The organism is Vibrio sp. 10N.286.45.E10 (assembly GCF_002874195.2).
Lineage (GTDB): Bacteria > Pseudomonadota > Gammaproteobacteria > Enterobacterales > Vibrionaceae > Vibrio > Vibrio crassostreae.
Window position 1 is genome coordinate 395,333 of record NZ_MCWD02000003.1, and the last position, 26,291, is coordinate 421,623.

Here is a 26,291-nt window from a genome sequence, read left to right on the forward strand (position 1 = left end):
CTATGATGATGGACATACTGATGTACTTGTTTGAAACCTACATCCATAGCGATTCTGAATTGCAGGTGGATCAAGATGAGCTGGAAGATGAGCTTCTTCGAGCAGGGTTTCACCAAGACGATATTTATAAGGCCCTCCATTGGTTAGAAGATCTTGCTGCACTGCAAGATACCGACAACCAAGCGGCGATTACTATGTGCTCCAATACCTCGATGCGTGTTTACACCAGTCGAGAGGTATCGCGTATTAATATGGAGTGTCGAGGTTTCTTACTGTTCCTAGAGCAGATCAACGTGCTCACGACAGAGATTCGTGAAATGGTTATTGATCGTGTGATGGGGCTTGAGACCAACGAATTTGAATTGGATGATCTGAAATGGATTATCTTAATGGTGCTATTTAATGTGCCGGGTAATGAAAGTGCTTACACGCAAATGGAAGAGCTGTTGTACACCAAAGAGCAAGGCATCTTGCATTAATACAGGCTTGTCATGAGTAGTAAGATTGATAATCAGCTTTTTTCAGCACATGAACATGCGTTAGAGCATGAACCATGTCCGCAGTGTGGTGGGGAGCTTCAGCTTCGCCATGGTAAGCACGGCCCATTTTTAGGCTGTAAGCAGTATCCGAGCTGTGATTACATCAAGCCTCTTCATCAAAATGATGGTCATGTGGTGAAAGAGCTAGGCGTTCCGTGTCCTAAGTGCCAAAACGAATTGGTATTAAGGCAGGGTCGCTTTGGGATGTTCATTGGTTGTAGTAGTTATCCAACGTGTAATCACATCGAATCTTTGGATCAACCGAAAGAACAACCTGAAGAACAGCCACTTGTTGCCTGCCCTGAGTGTGGTCGAGGCCACTTGGTTGAGCGTAAATCTCGCTATGGTAAAACTTTTTATGCGTGTGATAACTACCCTAAGTGTAAGTTCGCCGTTAATCAGCCACCAGTTATAGGTCGTTGTGAAGAGTGCCAGTTCCCGTTGTTACTTGAGAAGAAAACAGCCAGTGGCACTAAGAAGCAATGTGCTGATCGCAAGTGTCATCACATTCAATCTCAGTAGTCATGTTAATCACAGTAAGTGAATGACCAGAAAAAAAAACGGCGCTCAATGAGCGCCGTTTCTATATCCAATGAACTTTTTATATCAATAAACCAACGTAGGCTTACTTCATCTGCTCAGCAAACTCATGCACAGCAGGGTAGGCTTGCTGATCAAGAATATCAGACAATGAGCACAACGCTCTTTGCAGTTCTGCGTTGTAATCAGCGCTCACATTAATGTGGCCCATCTTACGACCTGCACGCTTCTCTTTACCATACCAGTGAACATGACAGCAGCCTTGAGCCAGAATAGCCTCAGGTAGAGTATCTTCACCAAGAATGTTGATCATTGCGGTTGGACGAATCAGCTTGGTGCTACCTAGTGGCATCCCACACACGGCACGCAGGTGGTTTTCAAACTGACAAGTTTCAGCGCCTTGCTGCGTCCAGTGGCCAGAGTTATGAACACGTGGTGCAATCTCGTTAACCAGCAGTGAACCTTGAACATCAAAGAACTCTAGCGCGAGTACACCAACGTAATCTAAGCGTTCAGCAATGGCAGTGAACATGGTTTTCGCTTGCTCTTGCAGTTCAATGTCATCAATCGCTGTCGATAAGCTCAATACGCCGTCGGTGTGAACATTTTCAGCCAGTGGATACACTTGAATCTCGCCATTGGTACCACGAGCACCAACCAGTGATACTTCGCGGTCAAACGGAACAAACTCTTCAGCCACAATCGCTTGGTTGTCTGTTGCGGCAATGCACTCAGCCATTTCTGCCCAAGTTACGTCAACATTGTCTAATGCCTTTAAGCGCCACTGGCCTTTGCCATCGTAGCCGCCAAGTGTACTCTTCAATACCATTGGTAAGCCAACGTGAGCGATCGCTGCGTCAAAGTCTTCGCGAGAGTTGATCACGTAGTATTTAGCATTCTTCACGTTCGCTTCGTCTAACAGCGCTTTTTCAAGGCGACGGTCACCGCCAGCTTTGATTGCTTCTGTTGTCGGTAAGAACTTACCGCTGCGCTCACATACCTCAAGCACATCATGAGGGATGTGTTCGAACTCAGCAGTAATGACGTCCGCGCGATCTATCGCATTTTCTAAGCCGTTGCCTAGAATCGCTTGCGTTAATGGGTGAACAATATTTTTGCTGCCAACATCAAAAGCAGAAATTTCAATATTCAGCGGTGCCCCAGCTAGGGACATCATGCGAGCAAGTTGGCCCGCGCCTAACACAAGAACATGCATGGGAATTAGTCCTCTGCAGGGTTTGGATTTGCAAGTACCGTTTCTGTTTGCTCAGAGCGGAACGCTTCTACTTTTGCCATCACATCTTCATTGTGTGTACCAATTATTTGCGCTGCTAGGATACCAGCGTTCGCTGCACCAGCTTCACCGATAGCCAGAGTACCTACCGCGATACCTTTTGGCATTTGCACGATAGAAAGTAGCGAGTCCACGCCTTTCAATGCTTTAGATTGAACTGGAACACCAAGAACAGGTACGCTTGTGAAGGCAGCTGCCATGCCTGGTAGGTGAGCTGCACCGCCAGCGCCAGCAATAATCACTGTAATACCACGCTCTTTCGCACTGGTTGCGTAGTCTGCAAGCAACTGAGGTGTGCGGTGAGCAGAAACCACTTTTGTTTCGTACGCCACGCCAAACTGATCCAACATTTCTGCAGCTAGCTTCATTGTTGGCCAATCAGATTTAGAACCCATGATAATACCGACAGTCATCTCAAACTCCTTCAGGTACGATTTAATTAGTGATTAGATATTTTGCGCGCATTATACGGGTAAAATTGCCCAAGGAAAACGTTTGCGTCAGTCTAAGTTGTTAATTGATACATTTTATAAACAAATAGCTTTAGTCACAGTGAATGATAATTTGTACACTTAGTGAGTTAGATAACTGAATTAATGAGGCAACCCGTGGATAACTTTCAACATACTTTGCAGGCATTGCAACAAGGTGAAGTCATTGCTTACCCGACCGAAGGCGTTTTTGGGGTCGGTTGTGATCCAGATAATCCACAAGCCATCCAGAAATTACTCGAGTTAAAACAGCGCCCGGTTGAAAAGGGCTTGATCTTAATAGCTGCAAGCTACGAGCAACTGTTACCTTACATAGATGAAAGCCAATTGACGGAAGAGCAGCTGACGACAGTAAAAGCCACATGGCCAGGCCCGGTAACTTGGATTATGCCAACCAGTGCTAAGGTGACAGACTGGGTGAGTGGTCAGTTTGATTCAATCGCTGTGCGAGTGACGGATCACCCTTTGGTTCAAAGAATGTGTAATGAATTCGGTAAGCCGTTAACCTCTACCAGTGCTAACCTGACGGGCGAACCGCCTTGTATGACGACTGAAGAAGTTCAGCAGCAACTCGGCCAACATTTGGTGGCTATTCTCGAAGGTCAAACGGGTGGTCGTGACAAGCCAAGCGAAATTAGAGATGCAAAAACGTCGAAAATATTAAGACAGGGTTAAACCCTGCAAAGGAAAGTAAAATGTCAGCAATTGATAAAGAAGCAGTAAAGCAGTTTTTACTGAACCTACAAGATTCGATTTGCCATCAGCTTGAACAAGCTGATGGTAGTGCACTATTTGAAGAAGATGCATGGGAGCGCGAACCTGGCGAACGCCTCGGAGGAGGAGGTCGTACTCGTGTGATGACTGATGGTGCGGTCTTTGAGCAAGGTGGTGTTAACTTTTCTCACGTTGCAGGTAAGGCAATGCCAGCGTCAGCAACCGCTCACCGCCCTGAATTAGCCGGGCGTAAGTTCGAAGCGATGGGTGTATCGTTAGTTATCCACCCTAAAAACCCTTATATCCCAACCTCACACGCCAACGTACGATTCTTTATTGCCGAAAAGGAAGGGGAAGACCCTATCTGGTGGTTCGGTGGTGGTTTTGATTTAACACCATTCTATCCTTTCGACGAAGATTGCCAGTATTGGCATCAAACCGCTAAAGACCTGTGTGCACCATTTGGTGATGACGTTTATCAAGAACACAAGGAATGGTGTGACAAGTACTTCTATCTGCCTCACCGAGACGAAACTCGTGGTGTTGGTGGTCTGTTCTTTGATGATCTGAATGAGTGGGGCTTTGAAAAGAGCTTTGCTTATATGCAGGCGGTCGGTGAAGGTTTTGCAGCCGCTTATTTCCCCATTGTAGAACGACGCAAAGAGACGTCTTACGGTGAGCGCGAGCGTGACTTCCAACTTTATCGTCGTGGTCGCTATGTTGAATTTAACCTCGTGTATGACCGTGGCACCTTATTTGGTCTGCAAAGCGGTGGGCGCACAGAGTCTATATTGATGTCTATGCCGCCATTGGCTCGTTGGGAATACCGCTACGAACCACAAGCGGGTTCACCGGAAGCTCTGCTTTATAGCGACTACCTAAAGCCTCGAGTTTGGTAGTTCTTCCTTCCTTATAGGGATAGTGATAGGGTCATCTATATAGATGACCTTTTTTATTTCTGTTAGGTAAGGATATGACACAGCAAGTAGATCGTTATGCCGTTTTCGGTAACCCTATTGGGCAAAGCAAATCGCCATTCATTCACACATTATTTGCTCGCCAAACCAGCCAACAACTTACCTATACAGCACTGCAGCCAGAGCATGGTGAATTTATCACTGCTGCCAAATCCTTTTTCAGCGAAGGTGGTCGAGGATGTAATGTCACAGCGCCTTTTAAAGAAGATGCCTATCAGTTTGCCAATCGCCTAACTGAGAGGGCTGAGCTAGCCGGTGCCGTAAATACCCTTAAGAAGTTAGATGACGGAGAGATCATTGGTGATAACACCGATGGTGAGGGTTTAGTTCAAGACCTGCTTCAACATCAAGTGACGCTAAAGGGGGCACGTATTCTTCTTCTTGGCGCTGGTGGTGCTGCGAGAGGAGTGATTCAACCTCTTCTCGACCAAAAGCCACAACAGTTGGTGATCGCTAACCGAACCAGTTCAAAAGCAGAACTATTGGCTGAGATGTTTTCGTCGCATGGAAATATCAAAGGTATGGGGCTAAGTGATGTTAATGATGGCTTTGATGTCATTATTAACTCGACCTCATCAGGTCTAAGCGGTCAGCTCCCTGAAGTTTCCGATGTAATCTTTAATACAAACAGCGCCGTTTATGACATGGTCTACGGATCTGGAACGACAGTATTTAATCAGTGGGCGTTAGATAACGGTGTTCATGCTGCTTATGATGGTTTGGGTATGTTAGTGGGGCAGGCTGCAGAGAGCTTTATGCTTTGGCGTGGCCTTCGTCCGGGAACAAAACAGATTTTAAGAGAATTACGTAAAAACCTAGAGATGTAATGAGGTATTTATAAAAAAATGAATCAATCAATTCTATTTCCAGATATCCAAGATTGGAATGAAGAGAATCAAACAATCACCTTCCCTGCACAACAGTCGGGCGCATTGATTGAATGTGTCATGTCTATTGAAGAATTATCACGATTGGCAGGTAAAGAGATAAAAGAGGGCGATCAAGCTTTAGTTATCTTTTCTGAGTTACGTTTCGATATTGAAGAGCTAGCGGAAGAGTTAATAGAAGAAGAGGAGTATGACTCCTCTAATCGGATTCAGATCAAAGCGCTTTAGACTGGAAGTACAGAGTCTAGATAGTCGTTTTTATTCTGAACATAGTTGTCAGCGGACTTCTGTAAAAAGGCACGCTCTTTATCATTTAATGGGCGTGCTTGTTTTACTGGGCTTCCTACATATAGGTAACCGCTTTCAAGTACCTTATTAGGCGGCACTAAGCTACCAGCACCAATCATGACTTCTTGTTTGATAATCACGCCATCCAACACGATAGCTCCCATGCCAACAAGTACACGATCTTCAATTGTGCAGCCATGCAGCATTACTTTATGTCCGATAGTGACATCATTACCTATTAATAGAGGATAACCCTCAGGGTTTTCTGCATTCTTATGGGTGACGTGCAAAACGCTGCCGTCTTGGATATTCGTTCTATCTCCAATATGAATGTGGTTTACATCTCCTCGAGCTGCAACCAAAGGCCACACGCTAGAGTCGTCACCGATTTTGATATCACCAACCAGTACCGAACTTGTATCTATATAGACGTCTCGCCCGATCTGAGGTGATATACCTTTATAACTGCGTATTGAACTCATAAATCCTCCTTTATATAGGCACCTTAAGCCCTTAATTAAGAGGAATACTAGTGAAAATGGCGTGTTTTGAACAAAAAACGCTCGAACAATCAAAAAAGTAAGAAAAACTTCAAAAAGGGCTTGCCAGTGTGATCGAAATCTCTATAATGCGACCTCGTTGAAACGGGAAGGCTTCGTAAGAAACCAAAACGAATCAGCAGGTCAAATTAGCCAAGCTAAGCGCTTGAAAAAAGTTTTGAAAATAGTGGTTGACACTAAAACTTAAATCGCTAAAATGGCCGTCCGATTTGAGCGAAGCTCAAAAAGGAAAAGCTCTTTAACAATTTAAACCTATCAATCTGTGTGGGCACTCGTTGATGAATATCAAAACGTTATTACTTAGGTAATAGCAGTTACTTCGGTAACAAAATTGATTTCAATGAACTGAGTGACCAATACGTTTAACTACTTGTAGTTATTCGGCACAGTCAATTCATTATCATTCTGTTGGAATGGTAATAGCTTTAGAATTACATGTTCACGTTCCTTTTTCGAAAAGAGCGAATGAATATTAGTTTTGAAGTCAGTATTCGTTGAGTCACAAAATCTTAAATTGAAGAGTTTGATCATGGCTCAGATTGAACGCTGGCGGCAGGCCTAACACATGCAAGTCGAGCGGAAACGACACTAACAATCCTTCGGGTGCGTTAATGGGCGTCGAGCGGCGGACGGGTGAGTAATGCCTAGGAAATTGCCTTGATGTGGGGGATAACCATTGGAAACGATGGCTAATACCGCATAATGCCTACGGGCCAAAGAGGGGGACCTTCGGGCCTCTCGCGTCAAGATATGCCTAGGTGGGATTAGCTAGTTGGTGAGGTAATGGCTCACCAAGGCGACGATCCCTAGCTGGTCTGAGAGGATGATCAGCCACACTGGAACTGAGACACGGTCCAGACTCCTACGGGAGGCAGCAGTGGGGAATATTGCACAATGGGCGAAAGCCTGATGCAGCCATGCCGCGTGTATGAAGAAGGCCTTCGGGTTGTAAAGTACTTTCAGTTGTGAGGAAGGGGGTAGTGTTAATAGCGCTATCTCTTGACGTTAGCAACAGAAGAAGCACCGGCTAACTCCGTGCCAGCAGCCGCGGTAATACGGAGGGTGCGAGCGTTAATCGGAATTACTGGGCGTAAAGCGCATGCAGGTGGTTCATTAAGTCAGATGTGAAAGCCCGGGGCTCAACCTCGGAACTGCATTTGAAACTGATGAGCTAGAGTACTGTAGAGGGGGGTAGAATTTCAGGTGTAGCGGTGAAATGCGTAGAGATCTGAAGGAATACCAGTGGCGAAGGCGGCCCCCTGGACAGATACTGACACTCAGATGCGAAAGCGTGGGGAGCAAACAGGATTAGATACCCTGGTAGTCCACGCCGTAAACGATGTCTACTTGGAGGTTGTGGCCTTGAGCCGTGGCTTTCGGAGCTAACGCGTTAAGTAGACCGCCTGGGGAGTACGGTCGCAAGATTAAAACTCAAATGAATTGACGGGGGCCCGCACAAGCGGTGGAGCATGTGGTTTAATTCGATGCAACGCGAAGAACCTTACCTACTCTTGACATCCAGAGAAGCCAGCGGAGACGCAGGTGTGCCTTCGGGAACTCTGAGACAGGTGCTGCATGGCTGTCGTCAGCTCGTGTTGTGAAATGTTGGGTTAAGTCCCGCAACGAGCGCAACCCTTATCCTTGTTTGCCAGCGAGTAATGTCGGGAACTCCAGGGAGACTGCCGGTGATAAACCGGAGGAAGGTGGGGACGACGTCAAGTCATCATGGCCCTTACGAGTAGGGCTACACACGTGCTACAATGGCGCATACAGAGGGCAGCAAGCTAGCGATAGTGAGCGAATCCCAAAAAGTGCGTCGTAGTCCGGATTGGAGTCTGCAACTCGACTCCATGAAGTCGGAATCGCTAGTAATCGTAGATCAGAATGCTACGGTGAATACGTTCCCGGGCCTTGTACACACCGCCCGTCACACCATGGGAGTGGGCTGCAAAAGAAGTGGGTAGTTTAACCTTTCGAGGAGGACGCTCACCACTTTGTGGTTCATGACTGGGGTGAAGTCGTAACAAGGTAGCCCTAGGGGAACCTGGGGCTGGATCACCTCCTTATACGAAGATATTCACGATAAGTGTCCACACAGATTGATTAGGTTTAGAAAGTAAAAGAGACGAAGAACTCCCAAGTTCTTCAATCCAGTGTCCCGTTCGTCTAGAGGCCTAGGACACCGCCCTTTCACGGCGGTAACAGGGGTTCGACTCCCCTACGGGATACCATTGGGTCGTTAGCTCAGTTGGTAGAGCAGTTGACTTTTAATCAATTGGTCGCAGGTTCGAATCCTGCACGACCCACCATTCTTTCTCCACGAAGGAATTAAAACTTTTAGTGGGCGATTAGCTCAGTTGGGAGAGCACCTGCCTTACAAGCAGGGGGTCACTGGTTCGAGCCCGGTATCGCCCACCATTCTCTAAATATTCTTGGAAGTTAAATCTCCAAACCACTTCTTATGTCGCTGGTTGGATTTTTCGACTGTGAGAGTCTTTAGAAAATGTGAATTTTAGAACACTGGTTCTTAAAGTCTCATGCTCTTTAACAATTTGGAAAGCTGACTGATTGATTTACTTACGAGTAATTCAATCAAATTTAAAAGTTCTCAATGTTTATCTTTCATTAGATAAACACAACAAACACATTCAAGTGTCTTGTATTCGAATCAAACTTAGTTTGATTCACAATTGAGTCCGGCAAACAGTCATTGAGAATTAACCCTTCTTAATGACAACCAAAAACCTTGGTTAGTTGACATACGCTTATTCGTCTTCACTTTTTAAAGTGAAAGCAAATAGAAACCCTTTCGGGTTGTATGGTTAAGTGACTAAGCGTACACGGTGGATGCCTTGGCAGTCAGAGGCGATGAAAGGCGTAATAACTTGCGATAAGCCCAGATTAGGTAGTAATAACCTTTTGAGTCTGGGATTCCTGAATGGGGAAACCCACTTACATAAGTAAGTATCCTGTTGTGAATACATAGCAACAGGAGGCAAACCGGGGGAACTGAAACATCTAAGTACCCCGAGGAAGAGAAATCAACCGAGATTCCGAAAGTAGCGGCGAGCGAAATTGGATTAGCCCTTAAGCTTTTAATGATGCAGGTGAAGAGTCTGGAAAGTCTCGCAATAAAGGGTGATAGCCCCGTAACCGACACATCATAATCAGTGAAAACGAGTAGGGCGGGACACGTGATATCCTGTCTGAATATGGGGGGACCATCCTCCAAGGCTAAATACTACTGACTGACCGATAGTGAACCAGTACCGTGAGGGAAAGGCGAAAAGAACCCCTGTGAGGGGAGTGAAATAGAACCTGAAACCGTGTACGTACAAGCAGTAGGAGCACCTTCGTGGTGTGACTGCGTACCTTTTGTATAATGGGTCAGCGACTTAATTTTAGTAGCAAGGTTAACCGTTTAGGGGAGCCGTAGGGAAACCGAGTCTTAACTGGGCGTACAGTTGCTAGGATTAGACCCGAAACCAGGTGATCTAGCCATGGGCAGGTTGAAGGTTGAGTAACATCAACTGGAGGACCGAACCGACTAATGTTGAAAAATTAGCGGATGACTTGTGGCTAGGGGTGAAAGGCCAATCAAACCTGGAGATAGCTGGTTCTCCCCGAAAGCTATTTAGGTAGCGCCTCGGACGAATACTACTGGGGGTAGAGCACTGTTAAGGCTAGGGGGTCATCCCGACTTACCAACCCTTTGCAAACTCCGAATACCAGTAAGTACTATCCGGGAGACACACGGCGGGTGCTAACGTCCGTCGTGGAGAGGGAAACAACCCAGACCGCCAGCTAAGGTCCCAAAGTATAGCTAAGTGGGAAACGATGTGGGAAGGCTCAGACAGCCAGGATGTTGGCTTAGAAGCAGCCATCATTTAAAGAAAGCGTAATAGCTCACTGGTCGAGTCGGCCTGCGCGGAAGATGTAACGGGGCTAAGCTATACACCGAAGCTGCGGCTACGTACCTTAGGGTATGTGGGGTAGGGGAGCGTTCTGTAAGCCGTTGAAGGTGGTCTGTAAGGGCTGCTGGAGGTATCAGAAGTGCGAATGCTGACATGAGTAACGATAAAGGGAGTGAAAAACTCCCTCGCCGGAAGACCAAGGGTTCCTGTCCAACGTTAATCGGGGCAGGGTAAGTCGACTCCTAAGGCGAGGCCGAAAGGCGTAGTCGATGGGAAACAGGTTAATATTCCTGTACTTCTTACAATTGCGATGGGGGGACGGAGAAGGCTAGGTGGGCCTGGCGACGGTTGTCCAGGTTCAAGTACGTAGGCGGGTGGTTTAGGTAAATCCGGACCGCTACTAACGCTGAGATACGATGTCGAGCTACTACGGTAGTGAAGTCATTGATGCCATGCTTCCAGGAAAAGCCTCTAAGCTTCAGATTGTAAGGAATCGTACCCCAAACCGACACAGGTGGTCGGGTAGAGAATACCAAGGCGCTTGAGAGAACTCGGGTGAAGGAACTAGGCAAAATGGTACCGTAACTTCGGGAGAAGGTACGCTCTTATCAGTGAAGTCCCTTGCGGATGGAGCAGACGAGAGTCGCAGATACCAGGTGGCTGCAACTGTTTATTAAAAACACAGCACTGTGCAAAATCGTAAGATGACGTATACGGTGTGACGCCTGCCCGGTGCCGGAAGGTTAATTGATGGGGTTAGACTTCGGTCGAAGCTCTTGATCGAAGCCCCGGTAAACGGCGGCCGTAACTATAACGGTCCTAAGGTAGCGAAATTCCTTGTCGGGTAAGTTCCGACCTGCACGAATGGCGTAATGATGGCCACGCTGTCTCCACCCGAGACTCAGTGAAATTGAAATCGCTGTGAAGATGCAGTGTACCCGCGGCTAGACGGAAAGACCCCGTGAACCTTTACTACAGCTTGGCACTGAACATTGAACCTACATGTGTAGGATAGGTGGGAGACTTTGAAACCGCGTCGCTAGATGTGGTGGAGTCGTCCTTGAAATACCACCCTTGTAGTTTTGATGTTCTAACGTTGGTCCCTGAATCGGGATTACGGACAGTGCCTGGTGGGTAGTTTGACTGGGGCGGTCTCCTCCCAAAGAGTAACGGAGGAGCACGAAGGTGGGCTAAACACGGTTGGACATCGTGTGGTTAGTGCAATGGCATAAGCCCGCTTGACTGCGAGAATGACAATTCGAGCAGGTGCGAAAGCAGGTCATAGTGATCCGGTGGTTCTGAATGGAAGGGCCATCGCTCAACGGATAAAAGGTACTCCGGGGATAACAGGCTGATACCGCCCAAGAGTTCATATCGACGGCGGTGTTTGGCACCTCGATGTCGGCTCATCACATCCTGGGGCTGAAGTCGGTCCCAAGGGTATGGCTGTTCGCCATTTAAAGTGGTACGCGAGCTGGGTTTAGAACGTCGTGAGACAGTTCGGTCCCTATCTGCCGTGGGCGTTGGAAAATTGAAAGGGGCTGCTCCTAGTACGAGAGGACCGGAGTGGACGAACCTCTGGTGTTCGGGTTGTCATGCCAATGGCATTGCCCGGTAGCTAAGTTCGGAATCGATAACCGCTGAAAGCATCTAAGCGGGAAGCGAGCCTTGAGATGAGTTTTCCCTGGCGCTATAAGCGTCCTAAAGGGTTGTCGTAGACTACGACGTTGATAGGCAGGGTGTGTAAGTGCTGCGAGGCATTGAGCTAACCTGTACTAATTGCCCGTGAGGCTTAACCATACAACACCCAAGGGGTTTTGTGGACTCAAAGAAATACCAAACGCTTGAATGAGTTTGAAGAGAAACTTTTAAAGCTCTATTAAATAGAGAAGCAGCTTTCCGAATTTTAAAATTTGCTTGGCGACCATAGCATTGTGGACCCACCTGATTCCATGCCGAACTCAGAAGTGAAACACAATAGCGCCGATGGTAGTGTGGGGCTTCCCCATGTGAGAGTAGGACATCGCCAGGCTTTAAATTAAATCTTTAGGTTGACCAACCTGGAGATATGGACGCTCACTTAGTGAGTTGACCACTGCGGAGTGGTAGTTCAGTTGGTTAGAATACCGGCCTGTCACGCCGGGGGTCGCGGGTTCGAGTCCCGTCCACTCCGCCACTTATTCGATAACCTCGCCTAGTGCGAGGTTTTTTCGAATCTGAAGTAGTAAAAAGTTTTAGGGGTGTAGCTCCAATTGGCAGAGCAGCGGATTCCAAATCCGCGTGTTGGGAGTTCGAATCTCTCCACCCCTGCCATATCAAAGCCTCAGCAGAAATGCTGGGGCTTTTTTATATCTGTTGCTTCTACGAAGCAATGTTGTGAGCAGAATCGCCAGCCCGGTCAAATCTCCGGAGTGCCGGCCCAGTCCACCCCTGCCATATTTAAAGCTCCATCAGAAATGCTGGAGCCTTTTTGCTTTCTGTTTGTTCGATTTTTTTTGTCGACAATTCCTATCTTTAACAGAACCTAGCCTGAAAAGTGTAAGTGCTTACTTATCTCAGCTTCTTTTATAAACAATCGATAGCACAAACCATACTTCTTTATGAGAATTATTCTCAATATTTTGTTACATTTTGGTCGTTATTACTAAAAGGCAACAAATATGGATATTTCCCGTCGTAAGTTTATTCAATCATCTCTCGCTATATCTGCACTAACCGTCCTACCAGCTTGCTCAATGAAGCGGTCTGTTGATGAGCAAGGAAAGTTCGTTTATGACTTAACAGCTGAGCCTTCAACCGCTGAGTTGGTGAAGGGATTTAGTACTAATGTTTTAGCCTTTAATGGACAGACTCCAGCGCCGATTATTCGCTGTCGACAAGGCGAAAAGGTAACGATTCGATTTACCAACAAGCTATTAGAACCGACCACAATTCATTGGCATGGCCTGAGAATTCCGATTGAAATGGACGGGGTTCCTTTCTTAAGTCAGCCTCCGATTATGCCCGGTGAAACGTTTGTCTATGAGTTCACGCCACCAGATGCGGGTACATTCTGGTATCACCCACACATGAACAGTGTTAAGCAACTTGGTATGGGCTTGGTCGGGCTTATTATTGTCGAAGAGAGTGCGGCAGTTCAGTTCGATGAAGAGCATGCTCTGATGCTTAAACATTGGCATATCGACAAACAAGGTCAGTGGAAAGACTTAATGATCCCTCGCCTCAGCGCTCGTATGGGCACGCCGGGAGAGTGGAGTAGCGTTAATGGAGTACATGAACCTATCTATCAATTGAAGCAGCATGCAACGACTAGGCTGCGTATCGCTAATGTTGATAACACGATTACCTATCCTATAGCCATTGAGGGGGCTGAGGCATGGGTCATTGCTATTGATGGTAACCCTGTAAAGACACCTTATAAGCTGACTCAACACAAGATTGGCCCAGGTATGCGTGTCGATCTCGGGCTGATTGCTCCCAAGGCGGGGGAGCGAGTGAGTGTCCTTCAAATGAAAGGGCGTTTTCCTTTTTCCTTGTGTGAGTTTGAGGCTGTTGATTCAACGTTAATCGAAGGCCAAACACTTCCTTTATTGCCCCTCAATCCTGTGCCTAACTTAAACCTCGCTAATGCAGAAGAAATCGATTTTGTGTTTGAGTGGGAAGGGGCGGTATCACCGGTATCTAAAGATGGGAAGTCGATGCCTAAGTTTTGGCTTACGAATAAACGTGCGTGGGAGGGAATGAGTAAAGACAGTGTTCCAGACCCGTTGGCGACTTTGGAGTTAGGTAAAACTTATATATTCGACCTCAAGAACGTCACTCAGTACCATCACCCAATTCATATTCATGGTCATACATTCACTGTATTGGAACTTGATGGTAAAAAAATAGAAGAGCCCTTCCATACCGATACTGTGTTACTTGGAAAAAACGGCCGTGCTAAAGCTGCATTTGTTGCCGACAACCCTGGCCGCTGGATGTATCACTGTCATGTTATCGAACACATGAAAACGGGTTTGATGGGATATATTGAAGTTAAGTGACACCTGTAACGTTTAATATTTGCGCATGCATTCTTAGTTTCTACCCTCGCTTTTATCGGCGTTAAAGCTAGAATATAGGGATTATTGTTTGGGAGGATTCATGGGTCAGTTATCTATTCTAGGTTTTATTGCCATCGGTGGCGCGTTTGGTGCTTGTTCACGTTACTTGATTTCAGAGTTATGCGTTGTGATGTTAGGGCGTGGTTTTCCTTACGGTACGCTGACTGTTAACGTAATTGGCTCTTTGATTATGGGATTGCTCATCGCCGCGTTTGAAAATGAGATGGTCGCGACGGAGCCATGGAGACAAATTATTGGTCTTGGTTTCCTTGGAGCCCTGACAACATTTTCTACGTTTTCGATGGATAACGTGCTTCTTATGCAGCAGGGCGCGTTCTTCAAGATGGGACTCAATGTACTGCTCAATGTGGTTCTCAGTATTTCAGCCGCATGGATCGGCTTCCAACTTTTGATAAAGTCTTAAAACTTTCTTACGATTTGTTAACAACTCGGCTTGGTTTATCCAAGCCGTTTTTATATACTCGATCGTACTTGTCGGAGTGCCATATGGCTGAGACCGTTAACTCGGGATCCGTTGAACCTGATCAGGCTAATACCTGCGAAGGGAACAAGAGTAGATATCTAACTAGAATCCTTCTAGAGATCTATCTCCAGATCACAACTGTATTTCTTACCGTGATCCCTCTTGTAGCATCTTATCCGTCAAGCATTTTTATCCCTATAAATAATGGCTAAAAGCCAAGGAAAAATGCTATGTCGAGTCGTAAACAAGCAAGACTGGAAGCGAAGAATTTCATTGATTCTTTATCCGTACAACCTTATCCAAATTCAAAAAAAGCTTACATCCAAGGATCTCGAGAGGACATTCAAGTCCCTGTACGAGAAATTTCACTCGCAGATAGCCTTGTTGGTGGTACCAAAAAAGAGCCTGTATTCGAACCTAATGAGCCTATTCATGTCTACGACACCTCCGGTGTTTATACCGATCCTACGCATGAAATAGACCTTTATAGCGGCCTTCCTAAGTTGCGAGAGCAATGGATTGAAGAGCGTGGTGATACGGAATTGCTTGATGATGTAAGCTCTGTTTACACCAAAGAACGTTTAGAAGATGAAACCCTAGACGACCTTCGTTACGGAAACCTGCCTCGAATTCGTCGCGCGACTGGCGACCAATGTGTTACTCAGCTGCACTATGCTCGTCAGGGTATTATCACACCTGAAATGGAGTACATTGCCATACGTGAGAACATGGGACGTCAGAAGTTCGCTGATGAGCAGCTTAACCATCAACACCCTGGCCATAACTTTGGTGCAAACCTGCCGAAAGAAATCACTCCTGAGTTCGTGCGTAAAGAGGTTGCTGAAGGTCGAGCTATTATCCCTTCAAACATCAACCACCCAGAATCAGAACCGATGATTATTGGTCGAAACTTCTTAGTGAAGGTGAACGCTAATATCGGTAACTCTTCAGTAAGCTCTTCGATTGAAGAAGAAGTTGAGAAGCTAGTCTGGTCGACTCGCTGGGGTGGCGATACCGTGATGGACCTTTCCACCGGCCGTAATATCCACGAGACTCGCGAATGGATCCTACGTAATAGCCCTGTACCAATTGGTACGGTTCCTATGTATCAGGCGCTTGAAAAAGTGAATGGCGTTGCGGAAGACCTTAACTGGGAAGTAATGCGTGATACCTTGATTGAACAAGCAGAGCAGGGTGTTGATTACTTCACTATCCACGCAGGTTTACTGCTTCGTTACGTACCAATGACCGCTAAGCGTGTGACTGGTATTGTCTCTCGTGGCGGTTCCATCATCGCGAAATGGTGTCTTGCTCATCACCAAGAAAGTTTCCTTTATACCCACTTCCGTGAGATCTGTGAGATCTGTGCGAAGTACGATGTTGCTCTGTCATTAGGTGACGGTTTACGCCCGGGCTCAATTGCAGATGCTAATGATGAGGCTCAATTCTCGGAGTTACGTACTCTAGGTGAGTTGACTAAAGTGGCTTGGGAATATGACGTTCAGGTGATCATTGAAGGCCCTGGACATGTACCAATGCACCTGATTAAAGAGAATATGGACGAGCAGTTAGAGCACTGCCATGAAGCGCCTTTCTATACATTAGGCCCGCTGACTACAGATATCGCACCGGGTTATGACCACATTACCTCTGGAATTGGCGCGGCGATGATTGGTTGGTACGGTTGTGCGATGCTTTGTTATGTAACGCCTAAAGAGCATTTAGGCTTACCAAACAAAGAAGATGTGAAGACCGGCTTAATTACTTACAAGCTGGCAGCACATGCTGCGGATTTGGCAAAAGGACATCCAGGCGCACAAATCCGAGATAATGCATTATCTAAAGCACGTTTTGAATTCCGTTGGGAAGACCAATTTAATCTAGCTTTAGATCCGGAAACAGCCCGTTCTTTCCATGATGAAACTCTGCCACAAGAATCCGGTAAGGTTGCTCACTTCTGCTCAATGTGTGGACCTAAATTCTGCTCGATGAAGATCTCTCAGGAAGTCCGAGAGTATGCGAAAGATACAGAACAAGTAGCCGCGGATCAGGCTATTGAGATTAGGATGCTAGATAACCCGTTGGAAGGGATGCGTCAGAAATCACAAGAGTTCCGTGATACTGGGTCTGAACTTTACCACCCTGCAATAGGTGCAAAAGAAGCTCAATTAGAGGAATAGTGACAGTGAAGATACTCATCCCATCTCAAAATATTGAGTTAACGGGAGAGGTGCAGAACTGTCTATTGGTTGCTAAGCGACAAGGCTTGGCAACCGATGCAGTTGAGTTGGGTGTAAGCCCAACTCAATACTTCTCTATCGTTGACACTCAGCAGGCGTTATCTATTGGCTTTGCTCATGATGTTGATTCATTGGCGGAGTGTCAGTTAGCGGAACTGAACCATGTTGTTGATTACAGTAATTCAGTTGCGTTAACCGATGTTTGTGCTGCTTTGACTCAAGCTTCGAACACCGTCTATATCGGAGTCTCCGATGATTCAGCTGTGTTAGATATCTGGTCACACTTAGATGCTAATCGTGTTATCAAGAGTGAAACTACAGCTCATCAAGAATTAGATAATCGTGGCCACTTTGCTTGGTTACTTACGTTATTAGCATTAGAGTTTCCATTGGAAGATGCGTTGGTTTTGGCTCGCGCTGCATCGAATGTTTCACGTGGAACATGGCCAGCACATTATCAAAGTTTTCCTATCCCTGTCCTTGAAGATGAACGACTGAATATAAGCGTTGGTTGGGCTAACCAAGGGACATCACTTTCTTTCCCTGAGTTGACTAAGAATAGCCTCGGCTTATACCCGGTGGTTGATGATGTCGAGTGGATAGACAGGTTGCTCAAGCTCGGGATTAATACCGTCCAGCTGCGTATTAAGAACCCTCAACAAGCCGATTTAGAACAACAAGTCGCGCGATCTATCGAACTTGGTCGAGAACATAACGCTCAGGTTTTCATTAACGATTACTGGCAGCTTGCGCTCAAGCATGGCGCTTTTGGTGTACACCTGGGGCAAGAGGATATTGAAGAGTCAAATCTGTCCCAACTGAGCCAAGCGGGTATTAAGATCGGTCTATCGACTCATGGTTATTATGAGTTGCTACGTATCGTCCAAATCAATCCAAGCTACATTGCACTAGGCCATATATTTCCGACCACGACGAAACAGATGCCATCAAAGCCTCAAGGCTTGGTGCGTTTATCTCTGTACCAACAACTAATTGATACCATCCCATACACAGAAGAACTTACTGGTTATCCGACGGTTGCTATTGGCGGTATTGACCAATCGACAGCTGCGCAGGTTTGGGAGTGTGGTGTATCGAGCTTAGCGGTTGTACGTGCGATTACGTTAGCCGAAGACCCCAAACAAGTGATTGAGTTCTTCGAAGTATTAATGGCTGACAGTTCTACAAGTGCTGCTAAAGAGATAACTCAGGAGCTAAGTCATGCTGAGTGATTTCGAATTCATTCGTTATCAACGCCAAATCGCATTGCCTGAGGTTGGTGAACAAGGACAACGAAATCTACTAAACGGTCATGTGTTGGTGATTGGTTGTGGTGGTTTGGGGAATGCTGCGGCTCTTTATCTAGCAGCGTCTGGCATCGGAAAAATCGTGTTGGTTGATGATGATTGTGTCGACTCATCCAATCTACAACGACAGGTCGCGTTCAAAGAAAGCGATCTTGGTACAGCTAAAGTCGATTCATTGAAACTACAACTGAGTGAGCTAAATGGTAGAAGCCAAGTTAGGACCATCAACAAGCGAATGGCCGAAAGCCAGTTAAAGCTTGAAGTGATGCTAGCTGATGTTGTGTTGGACTGTACCGACAACTTCGCCACACGCCAGCAAGTTAACCAAGCTTGTTTCAAAGCTAATACACCTTTGATATCAGGTTCTGCAATCGGCTGGAAAGGTCAATTTATTGTCTTTGATTATCAGAACCAGGAAGGGTGTTACCACTGCCTTTTCCCGTTCGACCACCATCCACAAACAACGCGCTGCGGTGATAGCGGCATCATTGGCCCAGTGGTTGGAACTATAGGCAACCTCCAGGCTCTCGCTGCTATTCAGCGCATTAGCAGTGGCGAGTTTAAAGTCGCGACGCATCAGCTAAAGCTGTTCGATGGCCAGGCCATGAACTGGCAAAGCCTAATGGTCACGCAAGATAGCGAATGTCCGGTTTGCAATACAGATGCGATCCAACACCTAGAAGAAGAAACACAATGAGCCAGATAACTATTTCTATAAACGAGCAACCAGAGCAGGTCGCGCAATCGTCGTCTCTTTCAGACATCATCCAAGCACTATCGCTACCTGATTTGGGATGTGTATTTGCTATCAATAATGCGGTTGTACCGCGTAGCCAGTGGCAACAAACCATCGTCAATGAAGGCGATTCTGTCTCTCTTTTTCAAGCTATTGCAGGGGGCTAACCATGTTAACCATCGCAGATAAAACATTCCAATCACGACTGTTCACTGGTACAGGCAAGTTCGCAAACAAGTATTTGATGACGAGTGCTATCGAAGCCTCAAGTTCGCAACTGGCAACCATGGCACTAAAGAGGGTCGATATTCGTTCTGAACAAGATGATATTTTACAGCCAATTATTGATGCTGGCGTTAATCTACTTCCAAATACCTCTGGTGCGAAGAACGCGAAGGATGCGATTTTCGCCGCACACTTGGCTCGTGAAGCACTAGGTACTAACTGGCTAAAACTTGAGATTCACCCGGACCCAAAGTACTTGATGCCTGACCCAATCGAGACACTTAACGCTGCTGAGCAGTTGGTGAAAGATGGCTTCGTTGTGTTGCCTTATTGCCATGCCGACCCTGTATTGTGTAAGCGCTTAGAAGAGGTTGGTTGTGCTGCGGTGATGCCACTCGGTGCACCGATTGGTTCTAATAAGGGAATCGCGTCAGCCGACTTCCTAGAGATCATTATCGACCAAGCTAATGTTCCTGTGATTGTTGATGCTGGCATTGGTGCTCCTTCACACGCGGCGCGTGCAATGGAAATGGGTGCTGACGCTGTGTTAGTGAATACGGCGATAGCTGCTTCTCAACAGCCAGTTGAAATGGCGATTGCTTTCAAGTTGGCAGTTGAAGCGGGTCGTATGGCTTACCTTGCTGGTCTCGCTGGTCAGGTATCTCACGCGGTTGCTTCCAGCCCGCTAACCTCATTCCTAGACGAGTAGTATTGCCATGACGTTTGTTGATCGATTTAAACAGCTCAACTGGGATGACATTGGTATGTCCATCTTCAGTAAAACGGCGGCGGATGTTGAACGTGCTCTGAGTAAACCTAAACGTGACTTAGAAGATTTTAAGGCTTTGATCTCTCCAGCGGCAGAACCTTACTTAGAGCAGATGGCACAACAATCGTTGGCGCTAACGCGTAAACGGTTCGGTAATACGATGTCGCTATATATTCCTTTGTACCTATCTAACTTGTGCGCGAATGCGTGTACCTATTGTGGTTTCTCGATGGAGAACCGCATCAAGCGTCGCACATTAACTTTGGATGAAATTGATGCCGAGAGCGCGGCCATCAAAAAGATGAAATTCGATAGTGTATTGTTGGTGACCGGTGAGCACGAAACCAAGGTTGGGATGAAATACTTCCGCGAGGTGCTGCCGAATATCAAAGCGCAATTTAACTACCTTGCGATGGAAGTGCAGCCGCTTGATCAAGACGACTACGCGGAGCTCAAAACGCTTGGCTTAGATGCTGTGATGGTTTACCAAGAAACCTATAGCCCAAGTACTTATGCTGAGCACCACTTGCGTGGCAACAAAATGGATTTTGAATACCGACTCGAAACGCCTGATCGTCTGGCAAAGGCGGGTATTGATAAGATAGGTATTGGTACTTTGATTGGTTTGGAAGATTGGCGTACCGACTGTTTCTTCGTGGCCGCTCACTTAGATTATCTTGAGCGTACTTATTGGCAAACACGTTACTCGATTTCATTCCCACGTCTTCGTCCGTGTGAGGGTGGTTTGCAGCCTAAATCTATTATGAGTGATAAGCAGTTGGTACAACTTATCTGTGCCTATCGCTTATTAAACCCTGAAGTTGAGTTGTCTCTTTCGACTCGTGAGTCAGCAACGTTCCGCGATAACGTGTTGCCGTTAGGTATCACTAGCATGTCTGCCGCGTCAAAAACTCAACCTGGTGGTTATGCTTCAGGTGAGGAAGAGCTTGAGCAGTTCGAGATAAGTGATGAAAGAAGCGCAGCTGATGTCGAGGCTATGATTCGTCAACGTGGGTTTGACCCGGTATGGCGAGATTGGCATAGCGCTTACTCAGGCTAACTTGCAGCTTGGCTGATGTTCCACGTGAAACATCAGTGATGTGAAAGCGACAAATAAAAACGGCTACCTTTAGGTAGCCGTTTTCGTATCTAACTTAGCTAAAATGGTTTGGCTAAGTTATCTATCCAGTTAGGCACTAAGCGTGAGCTAGTGGCGCTGTTGCTTGGCGTAGCCACTCTAACGTATCACCTTCAACTAGTGGGCTAACATCGTTCCACACCTTTTGGTGGTAATCGTTTAGCCATGCAAGTTCCGGGCGTGTCAGTAGAGCGACGTTGATGTTGCGCTTATCGATAGGGCAACGTGTTAGCGATTCAAACGTTAGCACTGAGAAGTCACCTTGAGTTGGAAGCTCAACAACCAGCTCTAAGTTTTCGATGCGGATACCAAACTCATCGGCACGGTAGTAACCCGGCTCATTTGATAACACCATGCCTTCAACAAGAGGAACGTCAATCAGCTTTTTAGAGATGCTTTGCGGACCTTCATGAACACTCAGGAAGTGGCCAACACCGTGACCAGTACCGTGGTCATAGTCGAAGCCTTCTGCCCATAAGTGCTGACGCGCTAGGATATCCAGTTGGAAACCACGAGTACCTTGTGGGAAGCGTGCGCGAGCAATTCCGATGTGACCCTTAAGTGCAAGAGTGAACTGTTGAATCATCTCTTCGCTTGGCTGGCCAATTGCGATAGTACGTGTGATGTCGGTTGTGCCATCTAGGTATTGACCGCCTGAATCGACTAGGTACAGAGTGTTCATCTCTAGCTGACCCGGCTCAGGCTGGTTCTCATGGTTGTAGTGACACATGGCTGCGTTTCCGCCTGCCGCTGAAATTGTGTCGAAACTTAGGTCCATTAGGGTTGGATCTTGCTCACGGAATGACTGTACTTTGTCTGCTAGTACCGCTTCGTTGTGCAGATTACCTTGCGCCACTTCTGCATCAATCCAAGATAGGAATTTTGCCATCGCCACGCCATCACGGATGTGACACGCTTTCATGCCGGCAATTTCTGTTTCGTTCTTCGCGGCTTTTGGCATTAGGCATGGGTCGGCTGCTTCAATGATATGAGCACCGGCGTTTTGGAGAACAAGCGTGTACCAAGCATTGCTTGTGCCTGAATCAACAGACACATTCTTACCTTCTAAAGATTGAAGGCGGGATTCAAGCTCAGATGGGTGAGAAACACGAATACCATTACCAACGTGCGCTTTAAAGCCTGCAGGGATACGAACTGGGTCTAAGAAGAAATCGACACTTTCATCGGCGTGAATGATTGCATTAGATAACACAACCGGCAGACGAGATACGTCTAAACCACGAATGTTGAGTAACCAGCAGATTGAATCCAGCTCAGTAAGGATAGCGGCATCAGCGCCTTTGGCTTTTAGTAGGCTTGCAATTTCTGCGCGTTTGCTTTCACTTGATTGGCCTACGGCGTCGGTTGTCATTAGGCGAACATCAGATACTACAGGCTCAGGACGATCAGACCAAAGTTCATCAATTGGATTCGAAGATAGTGTTGTTAGTTCAACTTTCTCTGCCAGTTTAGCTTGAGCGCCTTTCAGCCAAGCCGCCGTATGCATGCGTGGGTCGAATGCAACTTTACTGCCTTGCGCTAGTGAATTGATGATCCAATCTAAAGCCGGTTCTTCAATAAGGTGGCGATACTCAAATAGCTCACCAGGTACTTGTTTACGAACCTGGACGGTATAGCGACCATCAACAAAAATAGCCGCGTTTTCGCGAGTGATAACAGCCGCACCTGCAGAGCCAGTGAAACCGGTTAGCCAGTGAAGTCGCTCGTTGTGAGCTGGAACGTATTCACCTAGGTACTCGTCTTCATGTGGAATGATAACAGCATCTAAGTGGTTTGCTTCAAGCCAAGCTCGAACCGCAGTAACGCGTTCCGCAGTGATATTGTGCATCTGTGTTTATCCTTATTGTTAGGGTCCTTGTTAACACTCACAGCCGATATACCTGTGAGGGGACTTATTAGGTCAATAAGCTAGCGCTTTTGTTCGTTTGCTGCAAACGCTGTACGCCATTTTTATCTGAGGTGCAGAGTTTTTTCTTTGATGATATCTCGCAACCAAGTTAAGGCTGGGTCGTTTTCTCTATCACGGTGCCAAAACAGAGTGTAAGCCATTGGTGGAAATTCCATTGGCAGAGGCACAACCACTAAGTCGAGCTGCTTCGCAACCAGATGAGTGAAGTGGCTTGGTGCGGTAAATACAAAGTCGGTGTAGGTACACAGGCTTGCGGCACTGTTGAAGTCGGGAACAGAAATAGCGATATCACGTTGATGACCAAGGTCGGCAAGTTTGTAGTCGAGTAACCAACGATCATTACCATCACACCTTACTTGAACATGACGTTGTGCCAGATAGGTTTCCAGATCCCATTGACCACTCAGAGCAGGGTGGTTGCGCCTCAATACACACATCTGCGCGTCGCGGTAGATCTCTTGTTCGCAGATATCATCTGGCGGCAGCATGGTTAAACGCGCGTCGTTGATGTCGATGTCTTTGCCTGTGAGGCCGATATCTAACTCACCAAGTTGTAATTTCTTAAAGGTTTGCTCTGTCCAAGCGTGGGTGTTTATATTTACTTTTGGCGCTTGGCGAAAAATCGCAGGTAAGAAGTGAGGAAGAATCAACGGGTAGACACTTTCAACCGCTGCAATGTGAAAACTGTGGTCACTGTTGTTGGGAATGAATGTCTCCGGTTGGGTAAGCACATCAAGTTGATTGATCAGTGTTTCCAACCGTGGCTTAAGGAACACTGCTTTTGGTGTCGGGCGTAGGCCGTGTGCACTTCGCGTAAAAAGAGGGTCATTAAATTGTTCGCGAAGTTTGGCCAATGACTTACTCACGGCTGATTGGCTCAGGCACAATCGATGTGCAGTGCGCGTAACGCTCAGTTCTTCCATTAGCACCTGCAAGCAAACCAGTAGATTGAGGTCGAGGCGCGATAGTTTCTCGATATTCATGTGAGTTTCCTTATTGGAATAATGCTAATGATTATATGCCATTTTTGTTCATATCTTTAGTTGGTTATTATGCACCTAAATTAACTCATCCGGAGAATCTTGTGCCTTCTAACGCGTTTCCAACCCCTAGTAAACTGCAGGTTGCTTTATTGGCAATGCTGGTTCTTTTTAGCCCTTTGGCTATTGATATCTACCTGCCAGCTCTGCCACAGATTTCGACAGCGTTTCACGTGGAACATGCATTAGCACAAGATACGATCACTTGGTTTTTGTTTGCTATGGGTGTCGGCCAACTATTTGCCGGCCCCTTGGCGGATAAGCTAGGACGTCGAACCGTTGCATTGGGAGGTGTTAGTATCTATGCATTGAGTGCTTGCTTGGCGTGGGCAGCTCAATCGATTGATATGATGCTAATAGCTCGGTTGCTACAAGGCTTAGGAGCTTGTGCGACTTCTGTGGCAGCCTTTGCAACGGTTCGCGATCTATTTGGTCCAGAGAAGAGTGGCCGAATGATCAGCTACCTTAATGGCGCTATTTGCTTTATTCCTGCATTGGCACCGATTCTTGGCGCTTGGTTAACTCATCAATTTGGCTGGCGTTCCAACTTTAGCTTTATGGTAGGCTTCGCTGTCGTTGTCGGTACTATCTTATTCTTCCGAATGAAAGAATCGAACCCGGTGACGGAAAAGGTAGCGGTGTTCAAACTAGAGCGCTACTGGTCAGTATTAAAAACACCTTCATTCCTATTTCACGCAACTCTGTGTTTGATGGCGATGGCAGTGATCCTCGCTTATGTAACCTCAGCGCCGGTTGTGTTGATGGAGAACCTTGGCTTAACCATGAAAGAATTTACCTTCTGGTTTGGAGTGAATGCAGTGATTAACATCGCGGCAGCTTTTACGGCACCTAAATTTATGGACCGCTTTGGTACCTATAAAGCTCTGGTGGTTGGTATCTCAATGCTAGGTTTAGCAGGCGTGATCATGTTGGTGCTGGCAGAGCATGCGACTCCAATCGCATTCATGCTTCCTATCTTCTTATCATCTGTTGGCTTTGCTTGGATTCTCGGTGCGGCTGCAGGTAAAGCGTTGGAACCATTTGGTGACCGTGCGGGTACTGCCGCAGCGTTATTAGGTTTATTCCAAATGAGTGGTTCTGGGCTACTTGTTGGTACCATGCAGCGTCTTGATGTAACGTCACAAGAGATGATTGCGCTACAAATGTTCCTGATTGCTCCTGCGCTATTCGTGTTGGCGAGCAAGTCTGGTAAGTCGTGGCATGCAACGTTTGCCAAGGCATAAGCAATAAGGGTGGCAAAATAGACAAATGGCGGTTTGCGAAACGTTAAAACATGGTATATTTGTCACTCATTGAAACGTAAGTCTCCAACGGAAAAATACTGTAATGTCATTAACAACCTACGAAATGGCGCGTGTCTTAGAACAAATGGAAGATGCACCTGAAAAGGTTATGTTTGGTAAATTGCTTAAAGAGCTGGGCAACCAAAGTGAAGAGCGTATTCGCAGTGCGGCAAAACAAGTTCCAATCGATACTTTACGAGATATCATCTACCAATTTCAGCGAGTGGTAGAGTCTCGTAAAGGTGAACAAGTTCAGCTATTAGCAAAAGAGCTAGCTGAGCAAGGCATCTCGGCTGAAGAGCTTCAGGCTTTTCTAGAAAAGTAAGCTTACGCCAGTTAAAAAAGAAACCACTCAATTGAGTGGTTTTTTGCGTTGTGCGCCGAGCATGGCGTTGATCTAGGAGGTGAAAGTCCTCTACGGGCTCAGTCGAGCGAGAACCGTTAGCCTATGCAAGGGTGTTCACCGTGAGGTGAAATCTGAAGGAAGCAAATGGCAAAACTTGGTTGTGACGAACAGAAATCTGATAGTAGGTCATTACAACTTGGGCAACCTAGCAATAGATAGAATAGCCCGATGCCTCGACGGGAAGTGTGTAGTGATAAATCAGGCACGGCCAAGGGAAAGAGCAACGTCTTACCTCGGGAGATCTTATTACTTGTCTCGATAGAGACTAATACAGCAGCGATGCGGTATGACGAGCAATAAGAAGTCAGCAGAAGGCATAGTACCTTAAGGAAGTACAACTTAAGGGAAGGCCCGAACTGAATATATCAAGAAGCAGTCACTAGACACTCAGTCATGTGGGGTCAT

The 26,291-nt window shown here is 46.6% G+C and carries 21 protein-coding genes, 5 tRNA genes, 3 rRNA genes and 1 riboswitch; of the genes, 24 read left to right on the top strand and 5 right to left on the bottom strand.

The genetic code is table 11. From position 1 onward, the window contains the following. The first annotated feature begins 2 nt into the window (after positions 1-2). Together BCU34_RS23060 and BCU34_RS23065 are read left to right on the top strand one after the other, a co-directional pair. Positions 3-479 (top strand): DUF494 family protein, encoded by a 477-nt coding sequence (locus tag BCU34_RS23060; RefSeq protein WP_048657837.1) that lies wholly within the window; start codon positions 3-5, stop codon positions 477-479. A gap of 12 nt (positions 480-491) precedes the next feature. Beyond that, entirely contained in the window at positions 492-1,061 is a 570-nt protein-coding gene (locus tag BCU34_RS23065; protein ID WP_004735775.1) for a type I DNA topoisomerase, read from the top strand. Between the two features lie 103 nt (positions 1,062-1,164). Here the strand turns inward: BCU34_RS23065 and BCU34_RS23070 are convergent, their stop codons facing one another. Together BCU34_RS23070 and purE are read right to left on the bottom strand one after the other, a co-directional pair. Further along, the gene (locus BCU34_RS23070; RefSeq protein WP_048657838.1) at positions 1,165-2,295 is read right to left on the bottom strand and encodes a 5-(carboxyamino)imidazole ribonucleotide synthase; all 1,131 of its coding nucleotides are present in this window, start codon (positions 2,293-2,295) and stop codon (positions 1,165-1,167) included. A gap of 5 nt (positions 2,296-2,300) precedes the next feature. After that, positions 2,301-2,786, bottom strand: a complete 486-nt coding sequence (gene purE, locus BCU34_RS23075; protein WP_102479139.1) for a 5-(carboxyamino)imidazole ribonucleotide mutase — start codon at positions 2,784-2,786, stop codon at positions 2,301-2,303. 195 nt (positions 2,787-2,981) lie between these two features. On the opposite strand from purE, the gene BCU34_RS23080 reads away from it, so the two are divergent. The 4 genes from BCU34_RS23080 to BCU34_RS23095 all read left to right on the top strand — a co-directional run bounded on the left by BCU34_RS23080 (position 2,982) and on the right by BCU34_RS23095 (position 5,670). Continuing rightward, positions 2,982-3,539, top strand: coding sequence for an L-threonylcarbamoyladenylate synthase (locus BCU34_RS23080; RefSeq protein WP_102432375.1), 558 nt, complete (start codon positions 2,982-2,984; stop codon positions 3,537-3,539). A gap of 20 nt (positions 3,540-3,559) precedes the next feature. Next, the gene (gene hemF, locus BCU34_RS23085) at positions 3,560-4,477 is read left to right on the top strand and encodes an oxygen-dependent coproporphyrinogen oxidase (protein WP_102479140.1); all 918 of its coding nucleotides are present in this window, start codon (positions 3,560-3,562) and stop codon (positions 4,475-4,477) included. 74 nt (positions 4,478-4,551) lie between these two features. Continuing rightward, the gene (gene aroE / locus BCU34_RS23090; RefSeq protein ID WP_102432373.1) at positions 4,552-5,382 is read left to right on the top strand and encodes a shikimate dehydrogenase; all 831 of its coding nucleotides are present in this window, start codon (positions 4,552-4,554) and stop codon (positions 5,380-5,382) included. A gap of 18 nt (positions 5,383-5,400) precedes the next feature. Continuing rightward, positions 5,401-5,670: a DUF1488 domain-containing protein gene (locus BCU34_RS23095; protein WP_102432372.1), complete on the top strand. Its 270-nt coding sequence runs from the start codon at positions 5,401-5,403 to the stop codon at positions 5,668-5,670. On the opposite strand, the gene BCU34_RS23100 is transcribed toward BCU34_RS23095, so the two are convergent. Beyond that, complete coding sequence (locus BCU34_RS23100; protein WP_102432371.1) at positions 5,667-6,212, bottom strand: gamma carbonic anhydrase family protein; 546 nt, start codon at positions 6,210-6,212, stop codon at positions 5,667-5,669. The two genes, BCU34_RS23095 and BCU34_RS23100, sit on opposite strands and share 4 nt — an antisense overlap. Positions 6,213-6,801: 589 nt before the next feature. Here BCU34_RS23100 and BCU34_RS23105 point away from each other — a divergent pair. The 16 genes from BCU34_RS23105 (at position 6,802) to thiH (ending at position 21,128) form a co-directional block, all read left to right on the top strand. Beyond that, positions 6,802-8,356, top strand: a 16S ribosomal RNA gene (locus BCU34_RS23105). 89 nt (positions 8,357-8,445) lie between these two features. Continuing rightward, positions 8,446-8,521 (top strand) — tRNA-Glu (locus BCU34_RS23110). Positions 8,522-8,523: 2 nt separating this feature from the next. Further along, positions 8,524-8,599, top strand: a tRNA-Lys gene (locus BCU34_RS23115). A 33-nt stretch (positions 8,600-8,632) separates the two neighbouring features. Beyond that, positions 8,633-8,708: transfer RNA gene (locus BCU34_RS23120), tRNA-Val, on the top strand. Positions 8,709-9,110: 402 nt separating this feature from the next. Next, a 23S ribosomal RNA gene (locus BCU34_RS23125) occupies positions 9,111-12,004 on the top strand. A gap of 116 nt (positions 12,005-12,120) precedes the next feature. Further along, a 5S ribosomal RNA gene (gene rrf / locus BCU34_RS23130) occupies positions 12,121-12,236 on the top strand. The 16S, 23S and 5S rRNA genes sit together here with 5 tRNA genes alongside, the layout of an rRNA operon. A 67-nt stretch (positions 12,237-12,303) precedes the next feature. Further along, positions 12,304-12,380, top strand: a tRNA-Asp gene (locus BCU34_RS23135). Between the two features lie 60 nt (positions 12,381-12,440). After that, a tRNA-Trp gene (locus BCU34_RS23140) sits at positions 12,441-12,517 on the top strand. A 347-nt stretch (positions 12,518-12,864) separates the two neighbouring features. Further along, entirely contained in the window at positions 12,865-14,247 is a 1,383-nt protein-coding gene (locus tag BCU34_RS23145) for a multicopper oxidase family protein (protein WP_102433018.1), read from the top strand. Between the two features lie 100 nt (positions 14,248-14,347). After that, the gene (gene crcB / locus BCU34_RS23150) at positions 14,348-14,731 is read left to right on the top strand and encodes a fluoride efflux transporter CrcB (protein ID WP_004736665.1); all 384 of its coding nucleotides are present in this window, start codon (positions 14,348-14,350) and stop codon (positions 14,729-14,731) included. Positions 14,732-14,793: 62 nt separating this feature from the next. After that, positions 14,794-14,892, top strand: a riboswitch (TPP riboswitch). 129 nt (positions 14,893-15,021) lie between these two features. Beyond that, a complete protein-coding gene (gene thiC / locus BCU34_RS23155; RefSeq protein WP_102433019.1) occupies positions 15,022-16,971 on the top strand; it encodes a phosphomethylpyrimidine synthase ThiC in 1,950 nt (649 codons plus the stop codon). Then, positions 16,971-18,263, top strand: coding sequence for a thiamine phosphate synthase (locus BCU34_RS23160; RefSeq protein WP_102478837.1), 1,293 nt, complete (start codon positions 16,971-16,973; stop codon positions 18,261-18,263). Before thiC ends, BCU34_RS23160 begins: the two co-directional genes overlap by 1 nt. Next, complete coding sequence (locus BCU34_RS23165; RefSeq protein WP_102433021.1) at positions 18,253-19,035, top strand: HesA/MoeB/ThiF family protein; 783 nt, start codon at positions 18,253-18,255, stop codon at positions 19,033-19,035. The genes BCU34_RS23160 and BCU34_RS23165 overlap by 11 nt, the downstream gene beginning before the upstream one ends. After that, positions 19,032-19,241, top strand: coding sequence for a sulfur carrier protein ThiS (gene thiS, locus BCU34_RS23170; protein ID WP_102433022.1), 210 nt, complete (start codon positions 19,032-19,034; stop codon positions 19,239-19,241). Before BCU34_RS23165 ends, thiS begins: the two co-directional genes overlap by 4 nt. A gap of 2 nt (positions 19,242-19,243) precedes the next feature. Further along, on the top strand, positions 19,244-20,008 hold the full coding sequence (locus BCU34_RS23175; RefSeq protein WP_102478838.1) for a thiazole synthase: 765 nt from the start codon (positions 19,244-19,246) through the stop codon (positions 20,006-20,008). Between the two features lie 7 nt (positions 20,009-20,015). Then, a complete protein-coding gene (thiH, locus tag BCU34_RS23180) occupies positions 20,016-21,128 on the top strand; it encodes a 2-iminoacetate synthase ThiH (protein ID WP_102478839.1) in 1,113 nt (370 codons plus the stop codon). Positions 21,129-21,264: 136 nt separating this feature from the next. On the opposite strand, the gene BCU34_RS23185 is transcribed toward thiH, so the two are convergent. After that, complete coding sequence (locus BCU34_RS23185) at positions 21,265-23,055, bottom strand: aminopeptidase P family protein (RefSeq protein WP_102478840.1); 1,791 nt, start codon at positions 23,053-23,055, stop codon at positions 21,265-21,267. 122 nt (positions 23,056-23,177) lie between these two features. After that, complete coding sequence (locus BCU34_RS23190) at positions 23,178-24,119, bottom strand: LysR substrate-binding domain-containing protein (RefSeq protein ID WP_008221529.1); 942 nt, start codon at positions 24,117-24,119, stop codon at positions 23,178-23,180. A 101-nt stretch (positions 24,120-24,220) separates the two neighbouring features. On the opposite strand from BCU34_RS23190, the gene BCU34_RS23195 reads away from it, so the two are divergent. Beyond that, positions 24,221-25,420 carry a multidrug effflux MFS transporter gene (locus tag BCU34_RS23195; RefSeq protein ID WP_198592496.1) on the top strand — a complete coding sequence of 400 codons (1,200 nt, stop codon included), beginning with the start codon at positions 24,221-24,223 and terminating at the stop codon, positions 25,418-25,420. A 103-nt stretch (positions 25,421-25,523) separates the two neighbouring features. Beyond that, entirely contained in the window at positions 25,524-25,805 is a 282-nt protein-coding gene (locus tag BCU34_RS23200) for a hypothetical protein (protein ID WP_004741210.1), read from the top strand. Positions 25,806-26,291: the final 486 nt, after the last annotated feature.

What these genes read in the sequence shown, in the direction of transcription:
- BCU34_RS23190 (WP_008221529.1), bottom strand. Translation starts at nt 24,119, where the DNA reads ATGAATATCGAGAAACTATCGCGCCTCGACCTCAATCTACTGGTTTGC.
- BCU34_RS23065 (WP_004735775.1), top strand. Translation starts at nt 492, where the DNA reads ATGAGTAGTAAGATTGATAATCAGCTTTTTTCAGCACATGAACATGCG.
- BCU34_RS23145 (WP_102433018.1), top strand. Translation starts at nt 12,865, where the DNA reads ATGGATATTTCCCGTCGTAAGTTTATTCAATCATCTCTCGCTATATCT.
- BCU34_RS23175 (WP_102478838.1), top strand. Translation starts at nt 19,244, where the DNA reads ATGTTAACCATCGCAGATAAAACATTCCAATCACGACTGTTCACTGGT.
- purE (WP_102479139.1), bottom strand. Translation starts at nt 2,786, where the DNA reads ATGACTGTCGGTATTATCATGGGTTCTAAATCTGATTGGCCAACAATG.
- BCU34_RS23165 (WP_102433021.1), top strand. Translation starts at nt 18,253, where the DNA reads ATGCTGAGTGATTTCGAATTCATTCGTTATCAACGCCAAATCGCATTG.
- BCU34_RS23095 (WP_102432372.1), top strand. Translation starts at nt 5,401, where the DNA reads ATGAATCAATCAATTCTATTTCCAGATATCCAAGATTGGAATGAAGAG.
- thiC (WP_102433019.1), top strand. Translation starts at nt 15,022, where the DNA reads ATGTCGAGTCGTAAACAAGCAAGACTGGAAGCGAAGAATTTCATTGAT.
- BCU34_RS23070 (WP_048657838.1), bottom strand. Translation starts at nt 2,295, where the DNA reads ATGCATGTTCTTGTGTTAGGCGCGGGCCAACTTGCTCGCATGATGTCC.
- aroE (WP_102432373.1), top strand. Translation starts at nt 4,552, where the DNA reads ATGACACAGCAAGTAGATCGTTATGCCGTTTTCGGTAACCCTATTGGG.
- BCU34_RS23100 (WP_102432371.1), bottom strand. Translation starts at nt 6,212, where the DNA reads ATGAGTTCAATACGCAGTTATAAAGGTATATCACCTCAGATCGGGCGA.
- BCU34_RS23200 (WP_004741210.1), top strand. Translation starts at nt 25,524, where the DNA reads ATGTCATTAACAACCTACGAAATGGCGCGTGTCTTAGAACAAATGGAA.
- thiH (WP_102478839.1), top strand. Translation starts at nt 20,016, where the DNA reads ATGACGTTTGTTGATCGATTTAAACAGCTCAACTGGGATGACATTGGT.
- hemF (WP_102479140.1), top strand. Translation starts at nt 3,560, where the DNA reads ATGTCAGCAATTGATAAAGAAGCAGTAAAGCAGTTTTTACTGAACCTA.
- crcB (WP_004736665.1), top strand. Translation starts at nt 14,348, where the DNA reads ATGGGTCAGTTATCTATTCTAGGTTTTATTGCCATCGGTGGCGCGTTT.
- BCU34_RS23185 (WP_102478840.1), bottom strand. Translation starts at nt 23,055, where the DNA reads ATGCACAATATCACTGCGGAACGCGTTACTGCGGTTCGAGCTTGGCTT.
- BCU34_RS23060 (WP_048657837.1), top strand. Translation starts at nt 3, where the DNA reads ATGATGATGGACATACTGATGTACTTGTTTGAAACCTACATCCATAGC.
- thiS (WP_102433022.1), top strand. Translation starts at nt 19,032, where the DNA reads ATGAGCCAGATAACTATTTCTATAAACGAGCAACCAGAGCAGGTCGCG.